A 24,876-nucleotide genomic window follows, 5' to 3' on the forward strand; every position below is an offset into this window, starting at 1 on the left:
AGGGCCGCGATATATGACTTTAAAAATAATAAACAGCAAAGAAAGGGTAAAAATAGTAACAGGTGTAAAGGTAGTAATCTTTGGACCTTATGGAATCGGCAAAACCAGTCTGCTTAAAACTTTGAATGAACCAACACTTTGTCTTGATTTTGAAGCAGGACTTTTAGCTGTACAAGACTGGAAAGGGGATTCTATCAATATGCGCACTTGGAATGAGGCCAGAGATATTGCTTGTCTTATTGGTGGGCCAAACCCTGCACTAAAATCTGATCAAGCATACAGCCAAAGACACCATGAACATGTATCTGGCAAGTATAAAGATCTTCTTTCTGAAGTTTCTAAATACCGATGCATCTTTGTAGATAGTATAACTGTTGCTTCACGTTTATGTCTATTATGGGCAAAAATGCAACCTGAAGCTTTTTCTGAAAGAAGTGGAAAGCAAGACATGAGAGCTGCTTACGGAATGCTTGCTCAAGAAATGATGGCTTGGCTCAATCAATTTCAACACATCAGAGATAAAGACATCATCATAGTTGGCACACTAGGTCAATATCTCGATGACTGTAATCGTTCAACCTGGCTACCTCAATGTGAAGGGGCTAAAACTGCTAGTGAAATTCCAGGTATTGTTGATGAAGTAATCAGTATGGTTGGAATCAAGAAAGATGATGGTACAGAGAAACGTTCATTTGTCTGTCAGACTATTAACTCTTGGGGATATCCCGCTAAAGATCGCAGTGGCTGCCTGAATATGGTTGAAGAACCGCATTTAGGTAAATTACTTGCGAAAATTAAAGCCAAAACCTTGGCTTCTATTATTTAATTAAAAATTGGAGAAATTATTATGGAACAAAGCTTTTTCAATATCGGTCAAAAAATTCCCTTTTTCAGTGTGAAAGAATACTTGAATGATCAATCGCCAATACCAGAAGATATAATTTCCCCTAGAATTCTAACTAAAAGAGGTTTGTTAGTACTAGGTGGCCCACCTAAAATTGGCAAGAGTGACTTTTTGATCTCTTGGCTTGTCCACATGGCTGCTGGTAGATCATTTCTTGGCATGACACCAAGTAGACCTTTGAAAATTTTCTACATGCAAACTGAAATTGAATATGAATATATGAAAGAACGTTTGCAACAACTTCAACTTGATGAGGAGCTTTTGGATATAGCTGCTAACAACTTAATCATTACGCCAAAGGTGCACTTATCATTTAATCATGATGAAATAAGTGAAATGAAGGAAATTGTGAATGAACGCTTTAAACCTGATGTTTTGGCCATAGATCCATTACGTAACATCTTTAGCAGTGAATATGGAAATGAAAATGACAATAGTGCTATGCTGTTTTTTCTGCAAAAGACTCTTGAAAAGCTACGCAGTGCTGTCAATCCAGATGCTTGTATTGTACTTACTCATCATACAAAAAAATTATCAAAAAAGATGCTCGAAGAAGATCCATTTCAGGGTTTAAGCGGTGCTGGTTCTTTGAGGGGATTTTATAGTACTGGCATGGTGATGTTTTCTCATGATGAAGAAAGTACTGTACGTCAGATAGTATTTGAACTGCGTAATGGTGAACGTGTGGCAAGCAAGCTTGTCGATAAGATAAATGGCCGTTGGGAGCTTGTAGACCAATGGAGCAGCTGATTCTTTTTTTTTACTTAATTTATGGGGAACAATATGCTAACAGATTTTTTAACTGATTTTAATACTGCTAAACCAAGAAGTAGTTTAATACCAGCGGGTACCATAGTAAAAGTATTGGTTAAAATTTGTCCTGGAGGCCATGAACCAAATGGCTTACTCACGAAAAGTAAAAATACTGGCAGCATTTACTTAAATCTCGAATTTACTGTGGTAGAAGGACCATACTCAAAACGTAAGATCTATCAAATCTTTGGTATTCAAGGGAGTAAACTCAACGAAAATGGAGAAGATGTCTGGGGAGAAATAGGTCGTTCGATGATTAGGAGTATTTTGGAGTCAGCTCGCAATATCTATCCTCATGATGATCGAGAAGAAGCAAATCTTGCCCGTAAAATTAAATCCATTTCAGAACTAAATGGCCTGGAATGTTTAGTTAAGATTGGCACGGAAACTAGTGGATATGGTGAAAAAAATAAGATCATCTCAGTGATTACTCCAGAATATGGTAGTTACGCGAGTTTTATGAAGGCAACAGTTAATTGGAATTAAAAAATTGAAAAGTAAAAAAATAGTAAAAAAGTAAATATGGGGGATATATGGATTTTTGGAGTATTACAGAAAACTTTTTGTGGAAAGATTCTGAAGATGTTTTAGGAATTAGATCACTGCTACTTCATAATATTAAAGCATGCATTTCTCATCTTTTTCCTAATGGAAAATTCTATAAAAAGAAGTTTTGTATTGCTGATCTACAAAAGGACCAAATCGTAGTCGACATGAAGGCAGGAAATTGGTCTAGCCTAGTTACCGGTAAAAGTGGAGATATCATCAGTCTTTGGGCATTTGTTACTGGTAAAACTAAACTTTTTGACGTTATTGGCTTAATATCAAAATGGCTCAATGCTGAAAGATTCATTTACCGTGATGAAAACGGCAAAGACATTATTTATGTCTATCTTTATAATGATAACAGTTATTATGCTTGGAATACTAAAACACGCAGTAGTGATTCAAAGCCACTTTTCAACATTCCTGAAATCATAAAATCAGACAGAGTAGTTATAGTAAAAGGCGAAAAATGTGCTGAAAAATTAACAAATCATGGTATCACAGCAACAACAGTGATGTTTGACTCAATTGATCAGACAGACTTTTCACCTCTTAATGGAAAGCAGATCATCATTTGGCCAGACAATAATGAAGTAGGTAAGCAGTATGCTGAAAAAATAGCTAATAAGCTGAGTAACCTAAAGTGCTCTATTCTAAACATTCCAGAAGGTAAAAAGAGTGGATGGAGTGCTCTTGATTCTATTGTAGAAGAAATAGATATAAACCAGCTGTTAATATCAGCCAATCCAGTAGTTAAAGAAAACATCTCAGCTTTTTCTGTAAAGCAGTATTTAAACGATAAGTCACCAATACCAAAAGATATAATTTCCCCAAGAATCTTAATACCAGGTGGATTATTAGTACTTGGTGGTACTCCTAAAGTGGGAAAACTGATTTTTTGATTTCTTGGCTTGCTAATATGTCAGCAGGTATTCCATTTTTTGATATGGTACCAGCAAAACCTCTAAAAATCTTTTATCTACAAACTGATGTTGGCTATCACTATATGCGTGAGAGACTACAACAACTTAAGATTGACAGCAAACTTTTGAACTTAGTTGCCAATAACTTTGCTATTACATCTGATACTAATTTACTACTTGACGAGAGTAAAGTTTATAATACCGTAAAACAATTTTTCAACCCAGCAGAGGTAGATGTTATCGTTATTGACTCTTTACGCAATGTCTTTAACTATAAAAATGAAAATGACAACAATGTTATGTATTCCTTTTTGCAGGAAAAAGTCGAAAAGTTACGTTCTACAATTAATCCAAGTGCAGGAGTTATCTTAACTCACAATGTTAATAAAAAGCTTCCTAAGGAAAATCCTTTTCAAAGTTTAAGTGGTGCGAGCAGTTTAAGAAATGTTTATACTTCTGGTATGCTCATGCTAAAACCAATCGAAGAGGAAAATATTCGCCAGTTGATGTTTGAGTCAAAAAATGGTCAGTCCTTGCCGACAAGGTTTATCAGTAAGGTTAATGGCAGTTGGTATTCACAAGTTTGCGGTATTTAGTATGCAAAAGAATAGGGTTTCAAAAAGCTTTGTCGTTGTAGGAAGGCTAAAGCTCATAGAGAATAAAAATATGCCATCAAATCTGAGGTAACTGTGGAAATGAAAATTAGAAAAGGAAATACAAGAGGTGAAGCAGAAATTTACTTTTTCAACACAAGAGTAAAGGGGTTAAGACGATAACCGTGTTCTTTACAAGTTAATTCTGGCCAACCAATGGTTTGAATAACATCATCACGTTTAATGCTTAATCCCAATTGATTGGCTAGTTTTTCTTTTATCGTTCTTTGCATTTTATTCAGAGGATATCTTATTTGTTGTTCTAAATCTGTGATTTCTGAATGAAAAGTTAAACGGTCTGCTATTTTTTCAATGCTAAGGGGTATATGTTTCTCTAACGGTACATCATTTTCAAAATCATTAAGGAATTGTTTGAATAAAACACGAAAAATACTAACACACAACGTAGCTCGTTTATTTACTACTTCAATGTCATTAATGTAAACTACACCATGCGAAAACTTTAGTTGTAGAATCTTTTTTGGTAATTTAGGTTTAACTTCCTTTAGTGAAATAATGGGAAATATTTGCGTAGAAACATTAGCAATTAATTCTGGTATAGCTGCTTCACAAAGTATTTCATTTAAAGTTTTATGCTCACAAAAAAGATCAGACATTTTTACAATAGGTAAAACTAGTGGCAAGTTTGGTATATTTTCTCTTACCGTAATTAGGATAGTGGGCTGAATTCTCAGTTTATCTACGGTTAAATGTACTGCATCAGTGCAAAGGTCAAGAATAATTACACTTACTATACTACTTTGGCTGCTTATGTGGTAAACTCCTTCTGCTGCTCTTCGCCAGATTAATCTTGAGCCGCTTAATAAATCCTCGAACCAACTTGCAATTTTTTCTAAGTTAAGATTGGTTGATAGTAGGTGAAATCGTTGTTTTTGATGTGTATTTGGTAAAATGTAGCGACAACAATCTTCACAAATCATGTCATCACACTCTTCATCAAAATCTCGACTAATAGGAATTTCATTATTACAATCTGGGTAGAATACATTAGGCCAATCTAGATGGTCTTCTATGCGGGAACAAATAATAAAATCAACTTCTTTTAGCTTAATAAAGCTGAGGTCAGACAACCACAATGCAGTTTCTAAATAAGCTTTACTAAGATCAATCCAAGAGTCATGAGATCTCAGAATATCTGCAACAGCTTGCTTTTGGGAGGATTGTAAGTCCATAGGTTTCTTTCATTAATGATTTAAAATCTTCACGCTCTTTTTTATTAAGTATGTGCTCTGAGTAATAAATAATAGTATAATGTTCATTTCTTTTAAAGAACAGAGTTACTTTCTTCTCTTGGAATACAATACGAATAGATTCAACAAGTGAATTGTCTTGCTCAATTGTTAGTTTTAGCATTTGTAATTCCCTAGCAATTGAGTTAACTGGATTAGTAACTACAACTAAGTACGTGTCTTTTTTCAGCTGAGTTGAACGAAATTTTACCTCAAATAGACAAATATTAGGATCAGTACCTTCTATGGAAGATTTCAAGAATGTTGCAACAAGAAGTGTACAATTCTGGTCTTTCATGTCGATAAATAAGCATTCACATTCAAAATAATTACTTACGATACTATTTGCTATTTTTAGGCTTTCATTAAAATTCTTAGCACACAGATTTACTTGATTACCATGAAGTGAAAAATCTAGAATAATCCAACTTGGTCTATATCCATGGATAATACGATTTGAATTGAAGAGTAGGTCCTTATCGCTAGCTCGACGTATAAACACATATATACGATTTTGGTGATAGAAAAACCCTTGTAGTTGAGTTTCAAAGCCATCATCTTTTTCAGCATCGTATTCTTGTAGTAATCGGTGAGTAACTTCTTTTGATATAAAGTTTTTAAATGGAATTTTCATCTGCCTTGGTGAATTTTGTAAAGTAAAAGATGAAAATCCTCTCTTTTGTACTTTATCAAAGTGGTAAACACATTTGATTAATTCTGGGTCACTATGAAATAAAACAAAAATTAAGGATTTTTTATCATGTTTGTTATTTTTACATAAAAAGTTTGTGATCAACTCTTCAGTCAAAATAGACCTTGCTACTTCAACAACAGCAGACTCAAGTTTAGAATGGTTGAAGTGGCTAAGTAGATAATAGCTGAACAAAGAGTCTGAGCAACCTATAAGCATTTTGCGTTGTTCTTGAACTGAAATATCATCATGTTTATGAAATTCAAACAATTGGCCATTTTGCTTATGTGTAAAGGAATACTGAAAAATAACATTTAGTTGTTTACCTGAAAGAGAATAAAGCCAATTTTTACGTATTTCTTCATTTTGAAAGCTAGTCAGCCAATGATCTACTGGCATTTCCAAACTACTCTCCCAGAATTCTCTACTAGGATAAAGATTAACCATATATTATGTGTAATATAATACGCTACATTTAACATAATTCAAAAACTAGTCAACGGTAAAAATTATAACAAAGATTTAAGAAAACAAATTGATAAAAATATTTTTCTTTCACTTAAACATACAACTATGAAAAATGTATATATTAAGTAATAGGTCTGCGTAAAAAGGGAAATGTCAATTCTTACACAATCAGGTCGAGCAGCAATAGCAGCAAGCATAAAAGAGCAGCCGATACATCTTGCCTGGGGCAGTGGTGATGCAAACTCTGGAAGTAGCCATCAGGTCGAAAAAGTTTTTGTTGAGGATGAAATAGCTCTAGATCACCACACTATTAAAGATGTAAGGGTTTTTACAGGACAAACAGTGTATCAGTCAAGTGTTGACTATACAGTTGATAGCAGTAGTGGTGTAATAAAACTTACGGAAAATAGCTCTATCACGGCAAATAGTGCAGTTACTGTAGAATATACTCAAAGCACACCACCTGAATCTATAAATTCTATAAAGCTCTTGAATGAACTTGGCAGACGTACTGCAGATGAGGTTCTCTTCTGCACAGGTGATGAGAATGGAGAACTTGTAACTCCTTCTGGAAGGTTTAGGTCCTCAAATGTACCAACCAATAATTTGTACCTTAAATTTACTTTCGATTTCACGGATGCAGCAAATCAAGTGATAAGGGAACTAGGAGTTATGGTTGGTACAAGGGTAAAAGAAACATTGCCTCCTGGACAAAGGTATTTTGAACCACAAGATATAGAAGACCATGGGATTTTATTGGTTTTGGAACATACAGTACCATTAATCAGGACTTCTGCTACAAGAGAGACTTTTTCCTTCGTTGTAACGTTTTAGAAAAAAATGACACTTAAAAATTATTATAATCGCTTTAATCCTGACAAAGAATACGAAAAAAGCTTGTTTCTAGCAGGAAGAGGTCTACAGTCAGCAGAATTAAACGAGACGCAAGAATATGCTCTCTCTAAGCTTAAAGGCATAGGCGATGCAATATTTCGTGATGGTGATGTTATAACAGGAAGCAATTGTATTATAGATAGAGAAACTGGTAAAGTTACGCTTGAATCAGGAAAAATCTATCTTCGTGGAGCAGTTAGAAAAGTCGAAAAAGAAGAATTTATTATTCCACTGAGTACTATAGTTCGCATAGGTGTTTATTATCTAGAATCTACCATTACAGAACTTGAGGACGAAAATCTTCGTGATCCTGCTGTTGGTACAAGAAACTATCAGGAAGTAGGAGCTGCAAGGCTTAAAGTTTCCACCATTTGGGGTTATCAATCTGAAGGTGTTTCTTCCCCTTTTTCTGTAAATGGAGAATTTTATCCAATTTATAACATTGAAAATGGAGTATTAATAGAACATTCACCGCCACCACAAGCAAATATAGTAACTACTGCTCTTGCTCGTTATGACAAAGAAGCAAATGGTTCCTACGTCGTAAATGGTCTTGAAGTAATGTTCCTGCAAAAGGAAGAGGGAGAAGGAGGAAAAAAAATATTTGTGATTAATGAGGGCAAAGCTCATGTTGATGGCTATGAAATTGAGTTACCTCACAGTATTCGTGTTTCTTTTGATGAAGATCCAGACATAAAAGCAGTTGAATCAGAACCACATACTTTTCAGCCAAATAGCCAAAGAGTAATGGAACTTAAAGTTAATGATTTTCCAATAAGTGAAATCAAAAAAGTAGATATAACCGTTCAAAAAACCATTACCATTACTCATGGTTCATATTCAGGAGCTGTTGATCCAATACCTGACTCTGCAGTACTTGAGATTATTCAAGTTAAACAAGGCAATGTTATTTATGAAAATAGTATAGATTACAAATTAAACGCAGGAAACGTTGATTGGTCATTACCAGGTAAAGAACCAGCTCCTGGAAGTAGTTATCAAATAACTTACCGCTGTCGTACTCATGTAAGTCCTGAAGATATAAGTGAACAGGGATGCAAAGTAAAAGGAGCAGTTGATAACAGCTTGGTTTTGATTGATTACACCTGGAAAATGCCCCGCTATGATTTAATTACTATCGATAGCAAAGGGGTGGTAAGAAGAATAAAAGGAATTTCCCACTCTTGGAGACCATCGATGCCAAAAGCGCCTAGCGGACAACTTTTGCTCTGCTACATTCATCAGACGTGGAAAAAAGGCGAAGGGGTAAAAATAGTGAATAATGCTATTCATGCTGTACCGATGAATGAGCTTGAAGCAATGAAAAAAGGAATAAATGATCTTTATGCTCTTGTTGCACAGGAACGTCTACGCAGTGATGCAAATTCAAGAGAACCTACCACCAAAAAAGGAGTATTTGTTGACCCATTCTTTGATGATGATATGCGTGATCAAGGAATTTCGCAGTTTGCAGCAATAGTAAATAGAGAGCTAGTTCTGCCAATAGATGTAGAAGTTGCAGATATTGAAAAAGGTGGGGAAAGATATCTTTTGCCATATGAACTTGAACCGGTACTGGAGCAGCTTTTACAGACTAAAGGAGAAAAGATCAATCCATATCAAGCTTTTGATCCAGTCCCGGCACAAATTACTCTAAATAAAAACATTGATCACTGGACGGAGGTAAAAACAAATTGGAAAAGTCCAGTAACCAGAGTATTTAATGCTAAAGAAACGACAGAGCTGCTGTCAAGTACTTCATACGAAACTGAATTTATGAGAGAAGCAGTACAGAATTTTGAAATTGAAGGTTTTGAGCCAGATGAAAAGCTTAAGGAAATAAAATTTGATGGCATTTCTATTATACCTATGGCATAGAGGAAAAAAAAGTGGAAAAAAGAGCTAACAACCAGGGAAAATTAAAGGGAAAGGTGAAAGTACCAGCAAACATTCCAGCAGGTACTAAATTAGTACAGTTTTATGGGGATAAAGGAAGCTATGGAGAGGCAACTTATACTGGTAAAAAAACTATTACCATAGAGGAAAGAAGAAGAGTGATCGCAGCAAGAAGAGTTGATCCATTAGCGCAAACATTTACTTTAAATGAGAGCAGACACATAGGAGGTCTAGAGTTATGGTTTGTAAATAACGGCAAAAAACGTGTTGCTGTGCAGATTAGAGAAACAGCAGTGGGAATGCCCTCGCAGACTGTCATTGCTGAAAGTTATATTGAGCCAAAAGATATAAAGATAGATGGCACAGCAACACGTATAACTTGGTCACCAGTGTTTTGCCATGCAGGAGAGGAGTATGCAATAGTACTGCTTACTGATGATCCTGGTACTGCAGTAAAGATAGCAGAACTTGGCAAATATGATGCAGTAAATAGCCGTTGGGTAACAAGCCAGCCATATCAAGTAGGAGTATTACTGTCATCAAGCAATGCAAGCACCTGGACTCCACATCAAAATTTAGATTTAACGTTTCGACTACTAGCTGCAAAATTTAGTGAAGTTTCTCATGTTGTTGATCTGGGCAAAGTTACTGTAAATAATGTATCAGATTTAATTGTTTTGACGAACGTCGAAAAAGTAGCATTTGATACCAATGTAGAATTTATTCTGACAGATGAAGAAGGAAAAGAAAATTTTCTATCTGATAACTTGCCGCTCGCGCTGCGTGAAAGACTATCTGGAGAGTTAACAGTAAAGGCAAATTTAAAAGGGTCAAAAGAAAAAAGTCCAGTGCTATATCCTGGGTTACAGCTAGTTATGGGTAATATAGGGGAAAAAGGAGATTATGTAACTAGGAGCATTACAGCAGGAGCTAACACTAAGATTACCATAACATATGATGCGCTGATACCTGGCACTGCAGATGTTAAAGCGTATGTGCAAAAAAATGTGGATTGGCAATTAGTAAATTTAACATCAGGAAAACCAATTGGAGAAAATTGGGTAGAGAGAGTCCACATACTGACAAACTTTAATGGCAATGAAACAAGGGTAAAATTGGTTTTAAGTGGTACGGTTATCTATCGGCCAAGGGTAAAAAACTTGCGGATTGTTATAACATAAGAAAAATGCCAAATGATAAAACAAGGCGTGGATATCCTTTACCGCATCCAGAAAATATTGCTGTGCAGGATGTTGTTCGTATCCGTACCACAATTGAGAAAATAGATGAAGATATTACCGAAAGAGAAGATGAGCATAATCAACTTAAGAGTAATTTTGAGCGGTTTAATTTTGAGACTTTTTTAAATTTTTGGAAATGAAAGAAGCAATATACCAAAGGATAAAGGATTTAGCAGCAAACAGCACACCTGATCAATTGGCATATCTTGCAAAATCGCTGGAATTGATAGCAGATAAAAAAGCTATTTCCAACGTTGTACAAATGACCACAATAAAAGAAATAATTGATGCACTACAAAAAAGACTTAAGGATTTAGCAGAAAACAGTACACCAGATCAATTAGCATATCTTGCTAAAGCATTGGAATCAATAGTCGACAAAAGTGCAGTTTCTGAAATTGTACAGATGACAGATGGTAAGCTAAAAGAACTTCTTGATAGTGCAAAAAAACACTTAACTGATCTGGATAATAAAAAAGCTAGTTCTTTAGCAGTGATCTCTGAATCAGAGAAGCAGTTATTAAAGAGAATTGATGAAAAAGGAACAACAAATTTGTCGCTACTTGATACGAGAAAGAATGCCAATATTGCAGCAATAAATAGCATTAGTAATAGTCATAAAGATGGTCTTAAAGGTTTAGTAGAAGATTTTCGTGCTGTTAATAATGTACCATCTGGCTCATCAATTATTGGGGAAATAGAAACTCGTGATAACCAATTAAAAACATCCCTGATAAATGAGGTAAAAACTCGGGATGAACAGTTAAAAGTGTCTCTTATAAATGAAATAAGAAAGCGCAACATGGTTGAACCAGGGTCATTACCTTTCTTATTTGGTGTACTTGGCAGAAAAAATAATTATTTTGGCCACGGAACTTTTACGACAGAGCTTGGAAAGTGGAGTAGTGATATAACAAAAACTGACTATATGTTACAACTACTAGCAGGTAGCCATACGTACAATACAGATTACGTTAGTTTTTATCGGCCAAGACAACTAAGTTTTATAGAGGGAAGTAAAGGAACATTTATTTACGGAGAGTTATGCATAAAAAGTTTTTCGGGTAGTTATGATGAGATATACTATTACCCATATGCTGCACTTGGAGTAGTATTTATAAAAAATACAACGAATGTGAACATAAATAAAACAATAGAATTTGTTGGATCATCATATTCTAGTACGGAGTATGGGGGTGCAGGACTATTTGTGGGAACACCAGATAATACCAATTCTAATAAATCAAGTATTTCAAGAATAATATGGAAAAATGTTTACCAATACACGAGTTCTGATAGCAAGTTAGCTGGATCTGGTAATGTGGAAATTCCAGCAGGAAAAACAGTTGCAACATTACTTTACACATCATCTTACCTATGTTCCAGAACACAAGTCAGTCAAGGTATGCTTGCATCAAATTATGTATACAACTATGGTCAATTTATTCAGTGGGGAATATATAACATACGTAGCAATTTTCTAACCACGGGGCTTGAGATAGATGTAGAGAGAACGCTAAGGGCTTGGCAATGTCCAGGATTATCTAACACGCATGAGATTTGGAGGTAACAAACAATGTCTATCTACATTAGATTTGAAAATGATAAACAAGTAGAAACAACAATACTTGAAAGCAAGCCAAAAGGTAAAAATTGGTATGAAGCGCCAAAAGATTTTGATTGGCAAAAAAGTTATTGTTTAACAGAAGGAGGAGAAATTGCTCAGCGTACTAAAGAAGATATACAAAAGGAGTTACTGGATAATGCGAAGCTTTGTACATTTGATAGTATGCGTTTCTATTATGATAATCATACTCACCAATATGCAGGTCATTCTCACCAAAAAGCTAAATCTTATGAGATTCAAGCGAAAGCCGCAAAAAGCATTCTAGCAGCACCAGAATCTATAGATGAAAAGGATAAAGAAATTATAGAACCTTTAGCAAAAGTCCGTGGTATTACGGTTATTGAAATGGCAAGAATAATTGAGGAAAAAGTGAAAAAAGCAGTAAAAGAAATAATGAAATGTGAAGAGCTTGAAGATTTAGCCAAGAGAAAGATTGAAGAAGCCAAGAGTGAAAATGAGCTACAGACTTTGCTCGATGATTTCAGGAAAAAAATACAAAGAAATGGCTGAAGAATTTTTACACGGAGTAAATGTTATTGAGGTAACCTCAGGGTCAAGAACAGTACGCACAGCTAAATCATCAGTGATAGGTGTAATTGGTACTGCACCTGAAGCTGACGAGCAAAAGTTTCCGCTAAATAAACCAGTGTTAATTGCAGGAAGATTAAAAGAGGCTGCGAAGCTTGGTAAAACAGGTACCCTTCCACAAGCAGTAAGCTCTATCTTTACACAAGTTGGTGCAACAGTAGTAGTAATTCGAGTTAAAGAAAGTGAAAACAGTGATCCAAAATTAAAAGAAGAAGAGACGCTGAAGAATATAATTGGCGGTGTTGATAAAGAAACCGGAGAATATCAGGGAATTGAGGCATTCCTCAGCAGTGAAAGTATAGTTCATGTTGCCCCAAGAATATTAATTGCACCTCAATTTACTCACCAACTACCAGAAGATGCAGTGGTTGCAGCATTAATTTCCGTAGCAGAAAAGCTGAGAAGCATAATAGTAGCAGATGGGCCAAATACCAATGATGAAGAAGCAATCAAGTGGAGAAAAAGTGTAGGCAGCTCAAGAATTTACGTAGTTGATCCATGGGTTAAGGTATTTATTGAAGGAAAAGAAGAAATCTTGCCAGCAAGCCCATTTGTAGCTGGTTTAATAGCAAAAGTAGATAGCGAACAAGGATTTTGGCATTCACCTTCAAATAAAGAGATAAATGGTATTGTTGGCACAAGCAGACCTATTGATTTTACGCTCGGTAATACAAATTGTAGAGCAAACCACTTAAATGAAAATGAAGTAACAACGATAATTCATCAAAATGGCTATAGGCTTTGGGGAAATAGGACATGTTCAAATGATTCGAAATGGGCTTTTTTATCAGTGAGAAGAACTGCAGATTTAATCAACGATAGTTTACTTAGAGCTCATCTATGGGCAGTTGATCGCAATATTACCAAAACTTACATAGATGATGTAATTGAGGGGGTGAATTCTTATCTTGCAAATTTGAAAGCTCAGGGAGCGATTATCAGCGGAAAATGTTATGCAACTTCAGAATTAAACACACCAGCAAACATCGCAAGCGGAAAAGTATATTTTGACTTTGAGTTTACACCACCATATCCGGCTGAGCAAATAACATTCAAATCTCATCTCGTAAATAATAGTGTAATAAGTTAGGAGAAAGCAAAGTGTTACCGAAAATACTGAGAAATTTTAACGTATTTGTTGATGGTCGTGGTTATGCAGGAAAAATAGATGAAATTACGCTACCAAAACTTACCATAAAAACAGAGGAGTATCGTGCTGGTGGTATGGATATTCCAATAAATATTGATATGGGCATGGAGAAACTTGAAGCAGACTTTACTTTCGCTGAGTATGATTCAGAACTATTTAGACTTTTTGGCTTGATAGATGGAAACTCAGTATCTTTAACGCTCCGTGGAGGAATGCAAGGTAGTGGTAGCAATGAGGTTGAAGGAGTAATTATCAACCTTAGAGGCATATTCAAAGAATTTGATTTTGGTAGCTGGAAACCTGCTGAAAAAGCCACTCTAAAATGCACTGTAGCTGCTCATTATTATAAATTTACGATAGGTGGCAATGAGCTGATAGAGATCGATGCTGAAAATATGATAAGAAAGATAAATGGTGTTGATCAAATGGCCTTGCTGCAAACGGTTTTAGGTATTTAGGTTTAGTTTTAAAAAGATTTTAGAATTTTATTTTTTAGGAGAAAGTATGACAACAGTAAAACTTGATAATCCAATAACAGTTGATGGAATTTCTGTCTCAGAACTTACTGTTAGACGTCCAAAAGTTAGAGACTATCTTGCAATTGAACGCTTAAATGGTAGTGACCTTAGTAAAGAAGTAACTTTGACTGCCAATTTGACATCAGTTGCAAAAGAAGCAATTGAAGAGTTAGATATTGCTGATTATGTGAAAATTCAAGAGGTATTAAAGGATTTTTTTTCACCGATTATCCAAAAAACTTGAGATTAGAAATACTAGTGCTTGGCTCTATCATAGGTGGTGGAGTTGAGCACATTCTTGATATGGAGATTAGTGAGTTTATTTTATGGAGCAAATTAGCTAGGGAGTTCAAATGTCAGTATTATCGATAAAAATAGGTGCGGTACTTGATGGCAGTTTTAATACTGTAATAAAGGGAAGCAGTAGTCAACTTACCCGTCTTGGTGAGAATATAAGAAAGCTTGATTCATCTTTAAAATCAGTATCAAAGTTTAAGCAGTTGGGTAGTGATGTTTTAACTAGCAGAAGGTCATGGAAAGGTTTTGAGGATCAGGTAAAATCTTTAGCTAAACAAATGAAAGCAATAGAGAAACCAAGCAAAACTTTAAAAGCTGAGTTTGATAAAGCTAAGTTTTCTGCAACAAAAGCAAAAGAAGCATATTTGAAAAAGAGAGATGCTTTGCATTCATTTAATGAAGAAGTAAGAAAAAGTGGAAGAAATATTAAGTCATTAGTAAGTGATCAATATAAACTTGGTTCTTCTATTGAAGTGCTAAAAGGTAAGTATGGTAAGCTTGGGTCTGCAATACGTAGTCACCAAAGTTTTTTAGCAAGTAAAGCACATTTTAAGTCACAAATTATAGAGACTATTGGGCTAGGTCTTTCGCTTGCAGCTCCAGTTAAAGTTGCGATTGATTTTGAATCGGCTATGGCTGATGTTAAGAAGGTAGTAAAGTTTGATAATAAAAAAGATGAAGTAACTAAATTTGCTGAAGGGTTAAAGGAAATGTCAAGAACAATACCATTATCAGCCGCAGAATTAGCACAAATAGCTGCAAGCGGTGGTCAACTTGGTATCAAGAAAGAAGATCTTTTTAAGTTTACAGAAACAGTAGCAAAAATGTCTACAGCATTTGATATGTCTGCAGAGCAAGCAGGTGATTCCATAGCTAAACTTTCTAACGTTTATGGAATTGATGTTAGTGAAATGGAGCATGTTGGTAATGTAATCAACCACTTATCAGATAACACTGCTGCTAAAGCAAAAGATATGGTTGAAGCTCTAGCAATAGTTGGTGGTACTGCAAAGCAGTTTGGATTAAAGTTTGAACAAACAAGCAGCTTAGTAAATGCTTTTATTAGTTTAGGTAAACAACCAGCAAAAGCTGCAACTGCTATAAATGCACTGCTTAGCAAACTTCAAACTGCTGAAGGTCAAGGAAAAGAATTCAAAGCAGCACTAGAAGAAATGGGCATAACCGCGGAAGAAATGGTACAAAGGATCAGTGAAAGCGGAGAAGAAGCACTACTTCACTTTTTTCAAACTCTAAAGAAAATGGATAATCAGGAACGTTCTACAATCCTGATGAAACTTTTCGGTCAGGAATATCAAGATGATATTGCATTATTAGCTGGAAGTTTTAATAAGTATGAGGATGCAATAAAGTTACTGGCTAATACAGAAAAGTACGGAAGCTCTCTGCAAGAAGAATTCAAAAATCGTGCAGACACTACAGCTAATAAATTACAATTACTTAAAAATGCAATAGTTGAAGCTGGCATGAATCTAGGGTCAGTAATGTTACCTACCTTGAATTATGTAGCTGGAAGTTTGAAAACAATAACAGAGCATATAGCTTCTTTTGCAGAAAAATATCCAACTTTAACCACGACGATCATGGGTACTGTAGCAGCTTTGATAAGTTTAAAAATTGCAGCAGTAGGACTAGGATACGGATTTACATTGCTAGGAAGTACGATTTTTGGTCTGAAAGCAAACCTACTTGGAGTATTTTCATTTTTATCAGCTACAGTTTTTCCTGCAGTAGTAACAGGACTAAGAGCAATAACGCTTGCTGTAATGAGTAATCCTATAGGGCTTTTAATTGCTGGACTTGTTACTGGCGCAGCTCTTGTTATCACTAACTGGCAAAAGGTGAAAGACTTTTTCTCTAGCTTTTGGAAATCGATAATAAAACCCATAGAAGAAGCTTTTTCATGGATAGGGGAAAGTGTATTTGGAAAAGTATTAGGGAATAGCCCACTGAAAGAGTTTGAAAAAAGAAAAACTGAAGTAAAAGCAGTACATAGTCCCCTAAAGAGTAATATTCTCAACAGTGGAAATCCTTTGCTAAGTAACAGTATAATTAAAGAATTTTCCAAGAGAAATCAGAATAATTTCAGAATCAAAAGCCTTATTGAGGAGAAAAAGTTTACAGAGAGCGATAATGATAAGATATTTGCAGATTTTGGAAGGAGTAAATTTGAAAATAAAGAACAAAATAAAACTCAGAACATCACTAATAATTACACTATCAGCATTAAAGCAGAGCCAAATCAAGATGTTCGTAGTCTTGCAGATGAAGTAATAAAAAGGATAAGAGAAAAATCACGTGATGTTTTATTTGATACAGTAGAGACGTTTTATTGATCAACTATGTTTTTAAAAATTTTTTATTTGTGTTATCTCTTGGTCCATATAAATTTACTCCGATAAGTTTGAAGTATAGTAAAGAAAATCGTTGGAGTGTAATTGAATGTATCGATAAAATGCCGTCACTACAAAATATTGGTCGAGGAGTGGAAAATGTAGACATAGAAGGAGTTATTTACCTTAATACTCTCAACAGAGTAAATCAATTAAAGAATATGAAAGAAGCTGAAAAACCGCATGTTTTAGTAGATAGTCTAGGTAATATTTTAGGACAATTCGTAATTACTAGGTTAGAAGAAAAGCAGATGTATTTTTTACCTAATGGACTACCAAGAAAAGTTGAATTTAGTTTGAGTTTGAAGAGCTATAGATGACTATATATTACTTAACTAAAGAAGGAGAAATGCTAGATCTGATTTGCTGGAAACATTATGGATTTACCGATGGAATAGTGGAGGAAGTATTGCTTAAAAATCCAGGCCTTGCAGAACATGGAAGTTTTTTACCGGTAGGACTAAAAATTAAATTGCCTGTAACAGAAAAACCTCTACAAAAGTCAAAATTAAAAGTATGGGAATAAATGCAGCCAGATTTTATAATAGATAAATGTGAATCAATTAGAGATAGAGTTATATCATTGCGCCTTACAGATGAATCTGGAACTATAGATGATGTAGTTGAAGTACATGTTGATTATAGGGATGAAAACACAGATGTTCCGAATGAATTAAATATCGCTCTAGGTTACAGAGAAACTGGAGTCTTACCAATGGGCATATATACAGTCAACGAAGTTACAATACAAAGTCCACCTAAGACTCTACTAATCAAAGCTCATGCAACAAATTTAAGACTATCATTAAAGGAGAAAGCATCTAAAGAATGGCATCAAATTACTCTAGGTAGCTTGGTTAAGGAAATAGCAGAAAAGCACGGATATGGGTGCAGAGTTGCAGAAGAATTTGAAAATGTGTTGATTCCACATATTAACCAAACAGAAGAAAGTGATATAAGTTTACTAACAAAAATAGCAATAGAACGCGAGGCAATGGCAAAGTTAGCTGGCGGATACATACTTTTTATTCCCAAAGGCAAAGCAAAGTCGGCAACTGGAAAAGCTTTAGGAACAACAGCTATTAGACCTCAAGACACAATAAATTGGAAGGTTCACTTTACCGTGAGTAGGTACAACTCAGTAATTGCAAAATGGCATAGCTATGAAAAAGGTGAAACTATATCAGAAATAGCTGGTTCTGGTAGTCCAAGTTATACTATACAAACGCTTTACTCTAATGTAGAATCAGCATTAAGTGCAGCAAATGCTAAGTTAAAACAATTAAAGCGAAATAATGCAGTATTGGATGTCACTATGCCTGGTAATCCAGAACTATTTGCAGAGGCAAAACTTAGCTTGTTAGGATTTCATCAAGACATAGATGGTGAATGGGTAATCGATAGAGCAGAACATGTGTTAGATAGTTCAGGTTATCGCACTGTGTTATCAGCATCAACGTTAAAGAAAAATCAGTAAAACAAATGTTTAATATTGAAAAAGGTATTGAATATGAATAGAGACTCAAGAAATAAGCTACATTTTTGGTGGTTTATAGTAACAGTAGTATGTGTTATTATTACTTATTGCTATATGAAAGCAAAAGCTACAGATAATTATAAAACAATATTACAAATTGCATCTGAAAATTGTAACTTAGAGATTGTTAAATTCTCAGTAGAAAATTTGTTAGATACTAGCGTACAGATTAATAAGTTAACAGCATTACATCATGCATCTGATTCTGGGTGTCTAAGAATTGTTGAGTTTTTAGTGAAAGAAAAAGCAAATATAAATGCTACAGGTGGGTATATGGGATGGACAGCTTTGCACCATGCAGCAGATAAGGGACATTTGGAAATCGTTGAGTTTTTACTAAGCAAAGAAGCAAATCCTACAGCTACAGCTCAAGACGGAAGAAGACCTAGAAATATGGCTGTAGTGGAATCGCGACACAATAAAAATAACAAACATTACGATAAAATCATAAAGCTACTTGCTAAAGCAGAGGATCAATACGAATCAACAAAAAGTAATCACTAAAGCTGTAAGTTTTCTATGATCTCTATATAAATCCTCAAACTATCCATAATAGATTAATACTTTCACATGAAAAAGCAAAAAATCCCAATAGCGGTAATAATAACAATAGTTCTACAGACTGTAGGATTCATATGGTGGTTGGCAAAACTTGACTTACGTGTACACATCCATGATAAATTTATAGAAAAAAACCAAGGACTAATCGAAATAGTCTATCGACTTGAAGAGAGAGTGAAAAACCTCACTGGAGAAGTCAACGAACTTGAAGCTATTCACAAACACAAATAAATTTTACAGTGACAAAGTACATTTTATCTGTAGATGGAGGTGGCATTAGAGGGATAATACCTGCCATTATTCTAGCAGAAATTGAATCTAGGACAAAAAAGCCAATTTCCCAGATTTTTGATTTAATGGCAGGAACCTCAACCGGTGGGATTATTGTTGCTGGACTTTGTAAAAGCAATAAACTTCAATACTCTGCCAATGATTTGGTTGAACTTTACCAAGAGTATGGAGCATATATCTTTCAATCATCATTTTGGAGAAAATCAATTGCTTCTTGGCTGAGTGGTTCTCAGTACTCATATAGAAATATGGAATTTATTCTCAACAAATACTTTGGTGAAAGTACTATGGCCGATGTTGCGAGTAATCTACTACTCACCAGTTATGACATTCACAATAGTTGTGAATTTTTCTTCAAAAGTTGGAAAGAAAAAAACATTAAGTTGAAAGATGCACTCAGAGCTACAACAGCTGCTCCAACGTACTTCACACCAAAACGTCTGAAAATTAGCCAAACAGAGAGAGTATTGATAGATGGTGGAGTGTTTGCAAATAATCCAGCGGCTTGTGCATATGCAAGTGGTAAGAGGTTATTTCCAAATGATGAGATTATACTGCTATCAATAGGCACTGGTGGAACAGATAGAAGTATAAAGTATGCTAACTCAAGGAAATTTGGCAAAATAGGGTGGATCAAGCCACTACTGAATGTGATGTTTGCCTCTGGATTGGATTGCGTTGATTATCAACTAGAACAAGTAATAGACGATAAATATATAAGAATACAATCGCAATTGAAAGTAGCATCGACTGAGATGGACAATATTACACTCAAAAATATCAAATCTCTTCAGCAAGAGGCAAATGCAATGATAGAGGACAACCAGAAATTAATAGATAAACTTTGCGATTTCATATCTTAATTTATACCAAGCAAAATTCAACTGAGCCAAAAAAGTTGGTTAGCAAATTCTGCTGGTTAAATTATTAACTAACTTTACTTATATCTTAAACACATTCAATTTTCACACTCACCCAACTCATCAGCAGTTAGGCCACTTGCTCGCACAATAATATCAATAGCAACACCTTCCTTAACTAGATCTTTTGCAATCTTGATTTTCTCTGCTTTTTTAACCTTTTCTTTACCAGTTTGCATTCCTTCAGATAAAGATCTGGCTACCGTATCCAGTAATTCTTGATCCTCAATTTTTTCGCATTTACCTATAAACTCAAAAACTGGCTCATTTTCATATTCTGTTAGTCCAAGAGCTTTAATGTTAACTGATAATGTCTTTGCTATCTTATATAATATTTCAATTGGAATGTCTGTATATCCTCGTTCATAGTCGTGTATTTCTTTAGGTGTTGAACCGATTTTATTTGCCAAGTCCTCCTGAGTGTATTCCCGTATTAATCTCTGCTCTTTTATCCTTTTCCCCACTTTGTAGAGTATAGAATCAGTACAAATTTCTTTCTCTATATCATCATATTCATAAGTAGATAAGCGAGTCACTTGGGAAATAATATCAACTGAAACTCCTTCTTTCACTAGATTCTTTGCTACTTCTATTTTCGCTTCTTCTTGGCTAATTTTCTCGCTAATATATACAAACCTTACTAATGGATACAGCTTCTTGCGTAATTCCTGATCCTTAATTTCTCTATGTATTTTTGTTAGATAGACTATTTCTTTATCCTCATCTTCATACCAACTGTTTTCTCTTAGTACTGTTGGTCCTGGAAGTAGATCTATAACATTGACTGACAATGCTCCTGCTATTATATACGATTCTTTGATTGTAATAGCCTTGCACCCTAGTTCAAAGTTATGTATTTCCTTATATGTTAAACCAATTTTTCTTGCTAATTTTGCCTGAGTATACCCTTGTACTATCCTACAACCTTCTATTTTTTTCCCCAGCTCGTAGCTTACTGAGCCAATATGCTCTGAATTATCATAGATAAATCCTCTAAAAGCTGTTTTTCCTACAGAAGCAAACATATATTCTATCACAAAAAAATCCACTATTGGCTAAGTTTTTATGAAATCACAAAAATTTCTCAATCATATAATTTGATAAGCCTGTCGTTTGCAAGATAATATCAACAGAAATTCCTTCTTTCACTAAATTCCTTGCAACTTCAATCTTCTTTTCCTCTCTGACCTTTTCTCTACAAACATGTATACCTTTAAATAAAGACTTGATTAGCATATCGCGTAATTCTCGACTCTCAATCTTTTTGTATTCTTCTATCAAGTTTGATAGCTTTTCTTCCGCTTCACTATCCTCATCTGATTCGGGAAGTAGATCTATGATACTGATTGATAATACCTTTGCTATTTCATCTAACATTTCAAGTGAGACAGCAGCTCTCCCTTGTTCATACTCGTATATTCCTTGATTTGTTATGCCAACTTTATTCGCTAAATCTTTTTGAGTATATCCTCGCTTTAGCCTCCAGCTCCTTACTTTTTGTGCTATTTGGTACCTTATCGAGATATTTGCCATAAATATTATACAAGTTAATACTACCAAATAAAGATATACAAAATGTTTGCATTTTAGTTGAATATTTCTTCACAATTGTGTATAATTATTAATGCTTTTTACTTACTCTTGCTATGGCTCTTTCGAAGTTTCTCGATCCAAAATTAGATTTAACATTTAAGAAAATCTTCGGTACTGAAAAAAATAAGAATATCCTTATCCATTTTTTGAATGATATCTTAGGCTTTACTGGAGTCAATGCTATTCAGGATGTTGAGTTCCTCAGCACCATTATGAATCCTGAGATTGCTTCTGATAAACAAAGCATCGTTGATGTCCTCTGTAAGGATTCTCTCGGAAATAGGTATATTGCGGAAATGGTGCGACCTGAAAGTCTTCGGTCATATTGTTTAAAAGGAGAGGAATTCATTCAGAAAGAAACTGAAAGGATTCTAAAACTTATTAAACCAGATGTTTTGCCGTCTGAGTCTACGCATCAGTGCGAATCGGGCAACCGGTTGGTGCCAAGCGATGCGGACAATGAACCTCCTCTTGAAAAAGAAGATGCTCAATCGTGAGAGGGGCATAAACTGCAAGCATCATGTGGTTGGAGGGCTAGGCTAGTGGTATGGTGAACGTAAGTGAAGCTTTATAAGTACCGATACGATGAAAGAGCTAAAGATGCTGATAAGCTCTGACCAAAAGGTAATGTGGATAAGTTACATTTTTCATTTCTAGATGTACGCAAATAATAACTCCACCGGTATAGAGAAGCCACCTAACCCACTGTTGTATGACTGGAGAAACAGGGTAAGCCTGTATTTTCGCCTACATGGCAAGCAAACCGCAAGGAATGCTGATGGAAGTGCAGGTAAAGGAGAATGGAGAAAGCGAATGCCATTTTGTAACGAAATGGATAGAATTTGTAACATTAATTCGCGTGAAAACGAGCAGACTTCCGTTTGGTCCCTCGTGACAAGAAACTTTGTTAACCACTTAAGGTAGGAAAGCAGATGATTACAAGTAAACCTGTAAGTGCATCTACCAAAAGCTTTGAAGCATGGAAGCAGTTGCCATGGAAGAAATGCCAGAAAGTTATTGTGAGGCTACAAAGACGTATTGTTAAGGCTGTCCAAGAAGGAAGATGGGGTAAGGTAAAAACTTTACAACATCTTCTCACACGCTCTTTTAGCGGAAAAGCTTTGGCTGTTAAGAGAGTAACTGAAAACCAAGGAAAAAACACAGCGGGTGTAGATCGTCAACTATGGTCAACTTGCAATGCTAAATTTCAAGGAATAAAGCAGTTAAAGCAAAGAGGATATAAACCTTCTCCGCTAAAACGGATTTATATCAGTAAATCTAATGGCAAAAGAAGACCTCTTGGAATACCCACGATAAAAGATAGAGCCATGCAAGCATTATATCTGTTTGCTCTGGAACCGATAGCTGAAACGATCAGTGATCGTCACTCCTATGGCTTTAGACCTAAAAGATCCTGTGCAGATGCTACAGTAGCTTGTCATTTGTTACTGGCAAGTCGTAATCAACTACAATGGATACTTGAAGGTGATATCAAAGGATGCTTTGACAACATTAATCATGAATGGCTTATGAAGCATATTCCTATGGAGAAAAAAATTCTGCATAGTTGGTTAAAAGCTGGCTTCCTAGAATCAAAAACTCTGTATCCCACAACTGCAGGTACCCCGCAAGGTGGTATAATTTCTCCAATACTAGCCAATTTAGCCTTAAACGGACTTGAAAAGTTATTGGAAAGTCGATTTGGTAAACTCGGCAGTAGAAAAAGAAACAAAATCAGAAGTGGAGTGAATGTAATCAGATACGCAGACGACTTTATTATTTCAGGTTTCACACATGAAGTACTGGAAAAGGAAGTTAAGCCTTTAGTATCATCTTTTCTTCATGAGCGAGGTTTAATTCTGTCAGAAGAGAAGACAAAGATTACATCTATCACAACAGGGTTTGACTTTCTTGGTTGTAATGTACGTAGATATAATAAGAAGTTAATTATTAAACCTTCGAAAGAAAGTATTAAAAGACTTCTTAATAAAGCACGTACATTGATAAAAGCAAATATAGCGAACACTCAGGCTATAGTAATTAAGTCACTCAACTCTCTACTGAGAGGATGGGGAAATTACTATCACCATGTGTGTGCTAAAAAAGCGTTTAGAAAGATCGACAATGAAATTTGGCATAGTTTATGGAAATGGGCAAAGAAAAGACATCCTCGTAAAGGATTACGTTGGATAAAGAATCGTTACTTCAAAGTAATGGGTCAACGCCAATGGGTTTTTGCTGCACCCCTATGCAAGAACAAACCAAAAGAGATACGGTATTTAAGACTGCTTAAGCTGATTGATATACCTATCAGACGACATGTTAAAATCAGAGCGGATGCAAATCCCCTTGACTTAAAATGGAAAAAGTATTTTGATGAGAGAGTGAAACGAACAAGAATGTTAGCAAGCTCTTTCTCAAGAGAAGGTTCTCTACTGTTGGTGTCACCATTAAGAATGATGTTTCCTGAGGAATCATGAAGGACAAGCCGGTTCTAGAAAAGAAGAACTTAGATAAGGGGCTCAAGCGTAGTGTGGGGAAACCTGCATGCTGCGTTTCTAAGGGAGGGGGTAGTAGTAATACTGCTTCCTTACCTGACCAGCTCGCTAGAGACAAGGGCTTCGAAAAACGCGCTCAATTATATGCCGCTAAAGCCTACTCAAGACAATTAGATAAATCTGGCAACTACATTGATTTAAAGAAAGTCTTCTTTATTGCTATATCAAATTGTAACTTACTTCCCGAAGAAGTTGATTATATTTCTACTCACAATATACGTGATATAAAAACTAACGGCCATTACTTAAAAGATTTTCAATTTATCTTTATAGAATTGCCCAAATTTTCAAAAAGTAAAGTAGAGCAGTTAGAAAGTATAGTAGAAAGGTGGTGTTTCTTTTTTAGTGCGACCCTGAAAGTCGTGGTTTTGTGGTGGTTAAATTCCACTTTCCCTAGACATCGGGGATAATGTATATCTCACATTTTAAAGGGTGGCAACCTTTGGGATGCAAGCATGAGATAAAAGCAGGTAACACTAAACCTCATGGTGAATCCCTGCAAACAGAGTTAGATATGATTACGAGAGGAACCTATGTTTGAATTGT

At 35.2% G+C, this 24,876-nt stretch carries 26 protein-coding genes and 3 pseudogenes; 25 read left to right on the forward strand and 4 right to left on the reverse strand.

Translation table 11 applies throughout. From position 1 onward, the window contains the following. Positions 1 to 13 precede the first annotated feature (13 nt). Genes AAGD99_RS07945 through AAGD99_RS07965 form a run of 5 tightly spaced genes read left to right on the forward strand, consistent with a single transcriptional unit; the run spans position 14 to position 3,782 of the window. Complete coding sequence (locus AAGD99_RS07945; RefSeq protein WP_341823089.1) at positions 14 to 826, forward strand: ATP-binding protein; 813 nt, start codon at positions 14 to 16, stop codon at positions 824 to 826. 21 nt (positions 827 to 847) lie between these two features. Continuing rightward, positions 848 to 1,654, forward strand: a complete 807-nt coding sequence (locus tag AAGD99_RS07950; RefSeq protein WP_341823091.1) for an AAA family ATPase — start codon at positions 848 to 850, stop codon at positions 1,652 to 1,654. Positions 1,655 to 1,687: 33 nt separating this feature from the next. Continuing rightward, complete coding sequence (locus AAGD99_RS07955) at positions 1,688 to 2,203, forward strand: hypothetical protein (RefSeq protein WP_341823092.1); 516 nt, start codon at positions 1,688 to 1,690, stop codon at positions 2,201 to 2,203. A 47-nt stretch (positions 2,204 to 2,250) separates the two neighbouring features. Next, complete coding sequence (locus AAGD99_RS07960) at positions 2,251 to 3,165, forward strand: hypothetical protein (protein WP_341823093.1); 915 nt, start codon at positions 2,251 to 2,253, stop codon at positions 3,163 to 3,165. Continuing rightward, positions 3,162 to 3,782, forward strand: coding sequence for an AAA family ATPase (locus AAGD99_RS07965; protein WP_341823094.1), 621 nt, complete (start codon positions 3,162 to 3,164; stop codon positions 3,780 to 3,782). The genes AAGD99_RS07960 and AAGD99_RS07965 overlap by 4 nt, the downstream gene beginning before the upstream one ends. A 140-nt stretch (positions 3,783 to 3,922) precedes the next feature. On the opposite strand, the gene AAGD99_RS07970 is transcribed toward AAGD99_RS07965, so the two are convergent. Together AAGD99_RS07970 and AAGD99_RS07975 are read right to left on the reverse strand one after the other, a co-directional pair. Then, the gene (locus AAGD99_RS07970) at positions 3,923 to 5,032 is read right to left on the reverse strand and encodes a hypothetical protein (protein WP_341823095.1); all 1,110 of its coding nucleotides are present in this window, start codon (positions 5,030 to 5,032) and stop codon (positions 3,923 to 3,925) included. Further along, positions 4,977 to 6,179 carry a hypothetical protein gene (locus tag AAGD99_RS07975; RefSeq protein WP_341823096.1) on the reverse strand — a complete coding sequence of 401 codons (1,203 nt, stop codon included), beginning with the start codon at positions 6,177 to 6,179 and terminating at the stop codon, positions 4,977 to 4,979. Before AAGD99_RS07975 ends, AAGD99_RS07970 begins: the two co-directional genes overlap by 56 nt. Before the next feature lie 219 nt (positions 6,180 to 6,398). Between AAGD99_RS07975 and AAGD99_RS07980 the strand changes: the two genes are divergently transcribed. From AAGD99_RS07980 to AAGD99_RS08055, 16 genes are all read left to right on the forward strand, one after another. Continuing rightward, positions 6,399 to 7,082 (forward strand): hypothetical protein, encoded by a 684-nt coding sequence (locus tag AAGD99_RS07980; protein ID WP_341823097.1) that lies wholly within the window; start codon positions 6,399 to 6,401, stop codon positions 7,080 to 7,082. A 6-nt stretch (positions 7,083 to 7,088) separates the two neighbouring features. After that, positions 7,089 to 9,020: a DUF4815 domain-containing protein gene (locus tag AAGD99_RS07985; protein WP_341823098.1), complete on the forward strand. Its 1,932-nt coding sequence runs from the start codon at positions 7,089 to 7,091 to the stop codon at positions 9,018 to 9,020. A gap of 11 nt (positions 9,021 to 9,031) precedes the next feature. Beyond that, positions 9,032 to 10,219, forward strand: a complete 1,188-nt coding sequence (locus tag AAGD99_RS07990; protein WP_341823099.1) for a hypothetical protein — start codon at positions 9,032 to 9,034, stop codon at positions 10,217 to 10,219. Positions 10,220 to 10,224: 5 nt separating this feature from the next. Further along, positions 10,225 to 10,419 (forward strand): hypothetical protein, encoded by a 195-nt coding sequence (locus AAGD99_RS07995; protein WP_017532579.1) that lies wholly within the window; start codon positions 10,225 to 10,227, stop codon positions 10,417 to 10,419. Continuing rightward, entirely contained in the window at positions 10,416 to 11,849 is a 1,434-nt protein-coding gene (locus tag AAGD99_RS08000; RefSeq protein ID WP_341823100.1) for a hypothetical protein, read from the forward strand. The genes AAGD99_RS07995 and AAGD99_RS08000 overlap by 4 nt, the downstream gene beginning before the upstream one ends. Before the next feature lie 6 nt (positions 11,850 to 11,855). Further along, positions 11,856 to 12,416, forward strand: coding sequence for a hypothetical protein (locus tag AAGD99_RS08005; RefSeq protein ID WP_265042209.1), 561 nt, complete (start codon positions 11,856 to 11,858; stop codon positions 12,414 to 12,416). Next, complete coding sequence (locus tag AAGD99_RS08010) at positions 12,409 to 13,584, forward strand: phage tail sheath subtilisin-like domain-containing protein (protein WP_341823230.1); 1,176 nt, start codon at positions 12,409 to 12,411, stop codon at positions 13,582 to 13,584. Before AAGD99_RS08005 ends, AAGD99_RS08010 begins: the two co-directional genes overlap by 8 nt. Positions 13,585 to 13,595: 11 nt before the next feature. Further along, positions 13,596 to 14,102 carry a phage major tail tube protein gene (locus AAGD99_RS08015; RefSeq protein WP_341823101.1) on the forward strand — a complete coding sequence of 169 codons (507 nt, stop codon included), beginning with the start codon at positions 13,596 to 13,598 and terminating at the stop codon, positions 14,100 to 14,102. 46 nt (positions 14,103 to 14,148) lie between these two features. Further along, positions 14,149 to 14,406: a phage tail assembly protein gene (locus AAGD99_RS08020; RefSeq protein WP_341823103.1), complete on the forward strand. Its 258-nt coding sequence runs from the start codon at positions 14,149 to 14,151 to the stop codon at positions 14,404 to 14,406. A 109-nt stretch (positions 14,407 to 14,515) separates the two neighbouring features. Next, positions 14,516 to 16,813 (forward strand): phage tail tape measure protein, encoded by a 2,298-nt coding sequence (locus AAGD99_RS08025; RefSeq protein WP_341823105.1) that lies wholly within the window; start codon positions 14,516 to 14,518, stop codon positions 16,811 to 16,813. A gap of 29 nt (positions 16,814 to 16,842) precedes the next feature. Next, positions 16,843 to 17,190 (forward strand): phage tail protein, encoded by a 348-nt coding sequence (locus AAGD99_RS08030; protein ID WP_265027834.1) that lies wholly within the window; start codon positions 16,843 to 16,845, stop codon positions 17,188 to 17,190. Beyond that, complete coding sequence (locus tag AAGD99_RS08035) at positions 17,187 to 17,396, forward strand: tail protein X (RefSeq protein ID WP_064085527.1); 210 nt, start codon at positions 17,187 to 17,189, stop codon at positions 17,394 to 17,396. Before AAGD99_RS08030 ends, AAGD99_RS08035 begins: the two co-directional genes overlap by 4 nt. Then, positions 17,397 to 18,347 (forward strand): phage tail protein, encoded by a 951-nt coding sequence (locus AAGD99_RS08040; protein WP_341823106.1) that lies wholly within the window; start codon positions 17,397 to 17,399, stop codon positions 18,345 to 18,347. It abuts the gene before it with no gap. Positions 18,348 to 18,380: 33 nt separating this feature from the next. Then, complete coding sequence (locus AAGD99_RS08045) at positions 18,381 to 18,911, forward strand: ankyrin repeat domain-containing protein (RefSeq protein WP_341823107.1); 531 nt, start codon at positions 18,381 to 18,383, stop codon at positions 18,909 to 18,911. Between the two features lie 66 nt (positions 18,912 to 18,977). Then, entirely contained in the window at positions 18,978 to 19,199 is a 222-nt protein-coding gene (locus AAGD99_RS08050) for a hypothetical protein (RefSeq protein ID WP_341823108.1), read from the forward strand. Between the two features lie 8 nt (positions 19,200 to 19,207). Further along, entirely contained in the window at positions 19,208 to 20,122 is a 915-nt protein-coding gene (locus AAGD99_RS08055; RefSeq protein WP_019236454.1) for a patatin-like phospholipase family protein, read from the forward strand. A 95-nt stretch (positions 20,123 to 20,217) separates the two neighbouring features. On the opposite strand, the gene AAGD99_RS08060 is transcribed toward AAGD99_RS08055, so the two are convergent. Then, a complete protein-coding gene (locus tag AAGD99_RS08060) occupies positions 20,218 to 21,204 on the reverse strand; it encodes a helix-turn-helix transcriptional regulator (RefSeq protein ID WP_341823109.1) in 987 nt (328 codons plus the stop codon). A 46-nt stretch (positions 21,205 to 21,250) separates the two neighbouring features. Beyond that, positions 21,251 to 21,700 (reverse strand): annotated as a pseudogene (locus AAGD99_RS08065) (helix-turn-helix domain-containing protein); the annotation flags it as partial. Positions 21,701 to 21,825: 125 nt separating this feature from the next. On the opposite strand from AAGD99_RS08065, the pseudogene AAGD99_RS08070 reads away from it, so the two are divergent. The 4 genes and pseudogenes from AAGD99_RS08070 to AAGD99_RS08085 form a co-directional block, all read left to right on the forward strand. Continuing rightward, positions 21,826 to 22,071: pseudogene (locus AAGD99_RS08070) on the forward strand (PD-(D/E)XK nuclease family transposase); the annotation flags it as partial. A gap of 358 nt (positions 22,072 to 22,429) precedes the next feature. Then, complete coding sequence (locus AAGD99_RS08075) at positions 22,430 to 22,696, forward strand: hypothetical protein (protein WP_338482311.1); 267 nt, start codon at positions 22,430 to 22,432, stop codon at positions 22,694 to 22,696. Between the two features lie 8 nt (positions 22,697 to 22,704). Then, positions 22,705 to 24,252 carry a group II intron reverse transcriptase/maturase gene (gene ltrA, locus AAGD99_RS08080; RefSeq protein WP_264330863.1) on the forward strand — a complete coding sequence of 516 codons (1,548 nt, stop codon included), beginning with the start codon at positions 22,705 to 22,707 and terminating at the stop codon, positions 24,250 to 24,252. After that, positions 24,249 to 24,674: pseudogene (locus tag AAGD99_RS08085) on the forward strand (PD-(D/E)XK nuclease family transposase); the annotation flags it as partial. The gene ltrA and the pseudogene AAGD99_RS08085, both read left to right, overlap by 4 nt. Between the last annotated feature and the right edge of the window lie 202 nt (positions 24,675 to 24,876).

The sequence above is a fragment of the Wolbachia endosymbiont (group A) of Clivina fossor genome, from assembly GCF_964026865.1.
GTDB lineage: Bacteria > Pseudomonadota > Alphaproteobacteria > Rickettsiales > Anaplasmataceae > Wolbachia.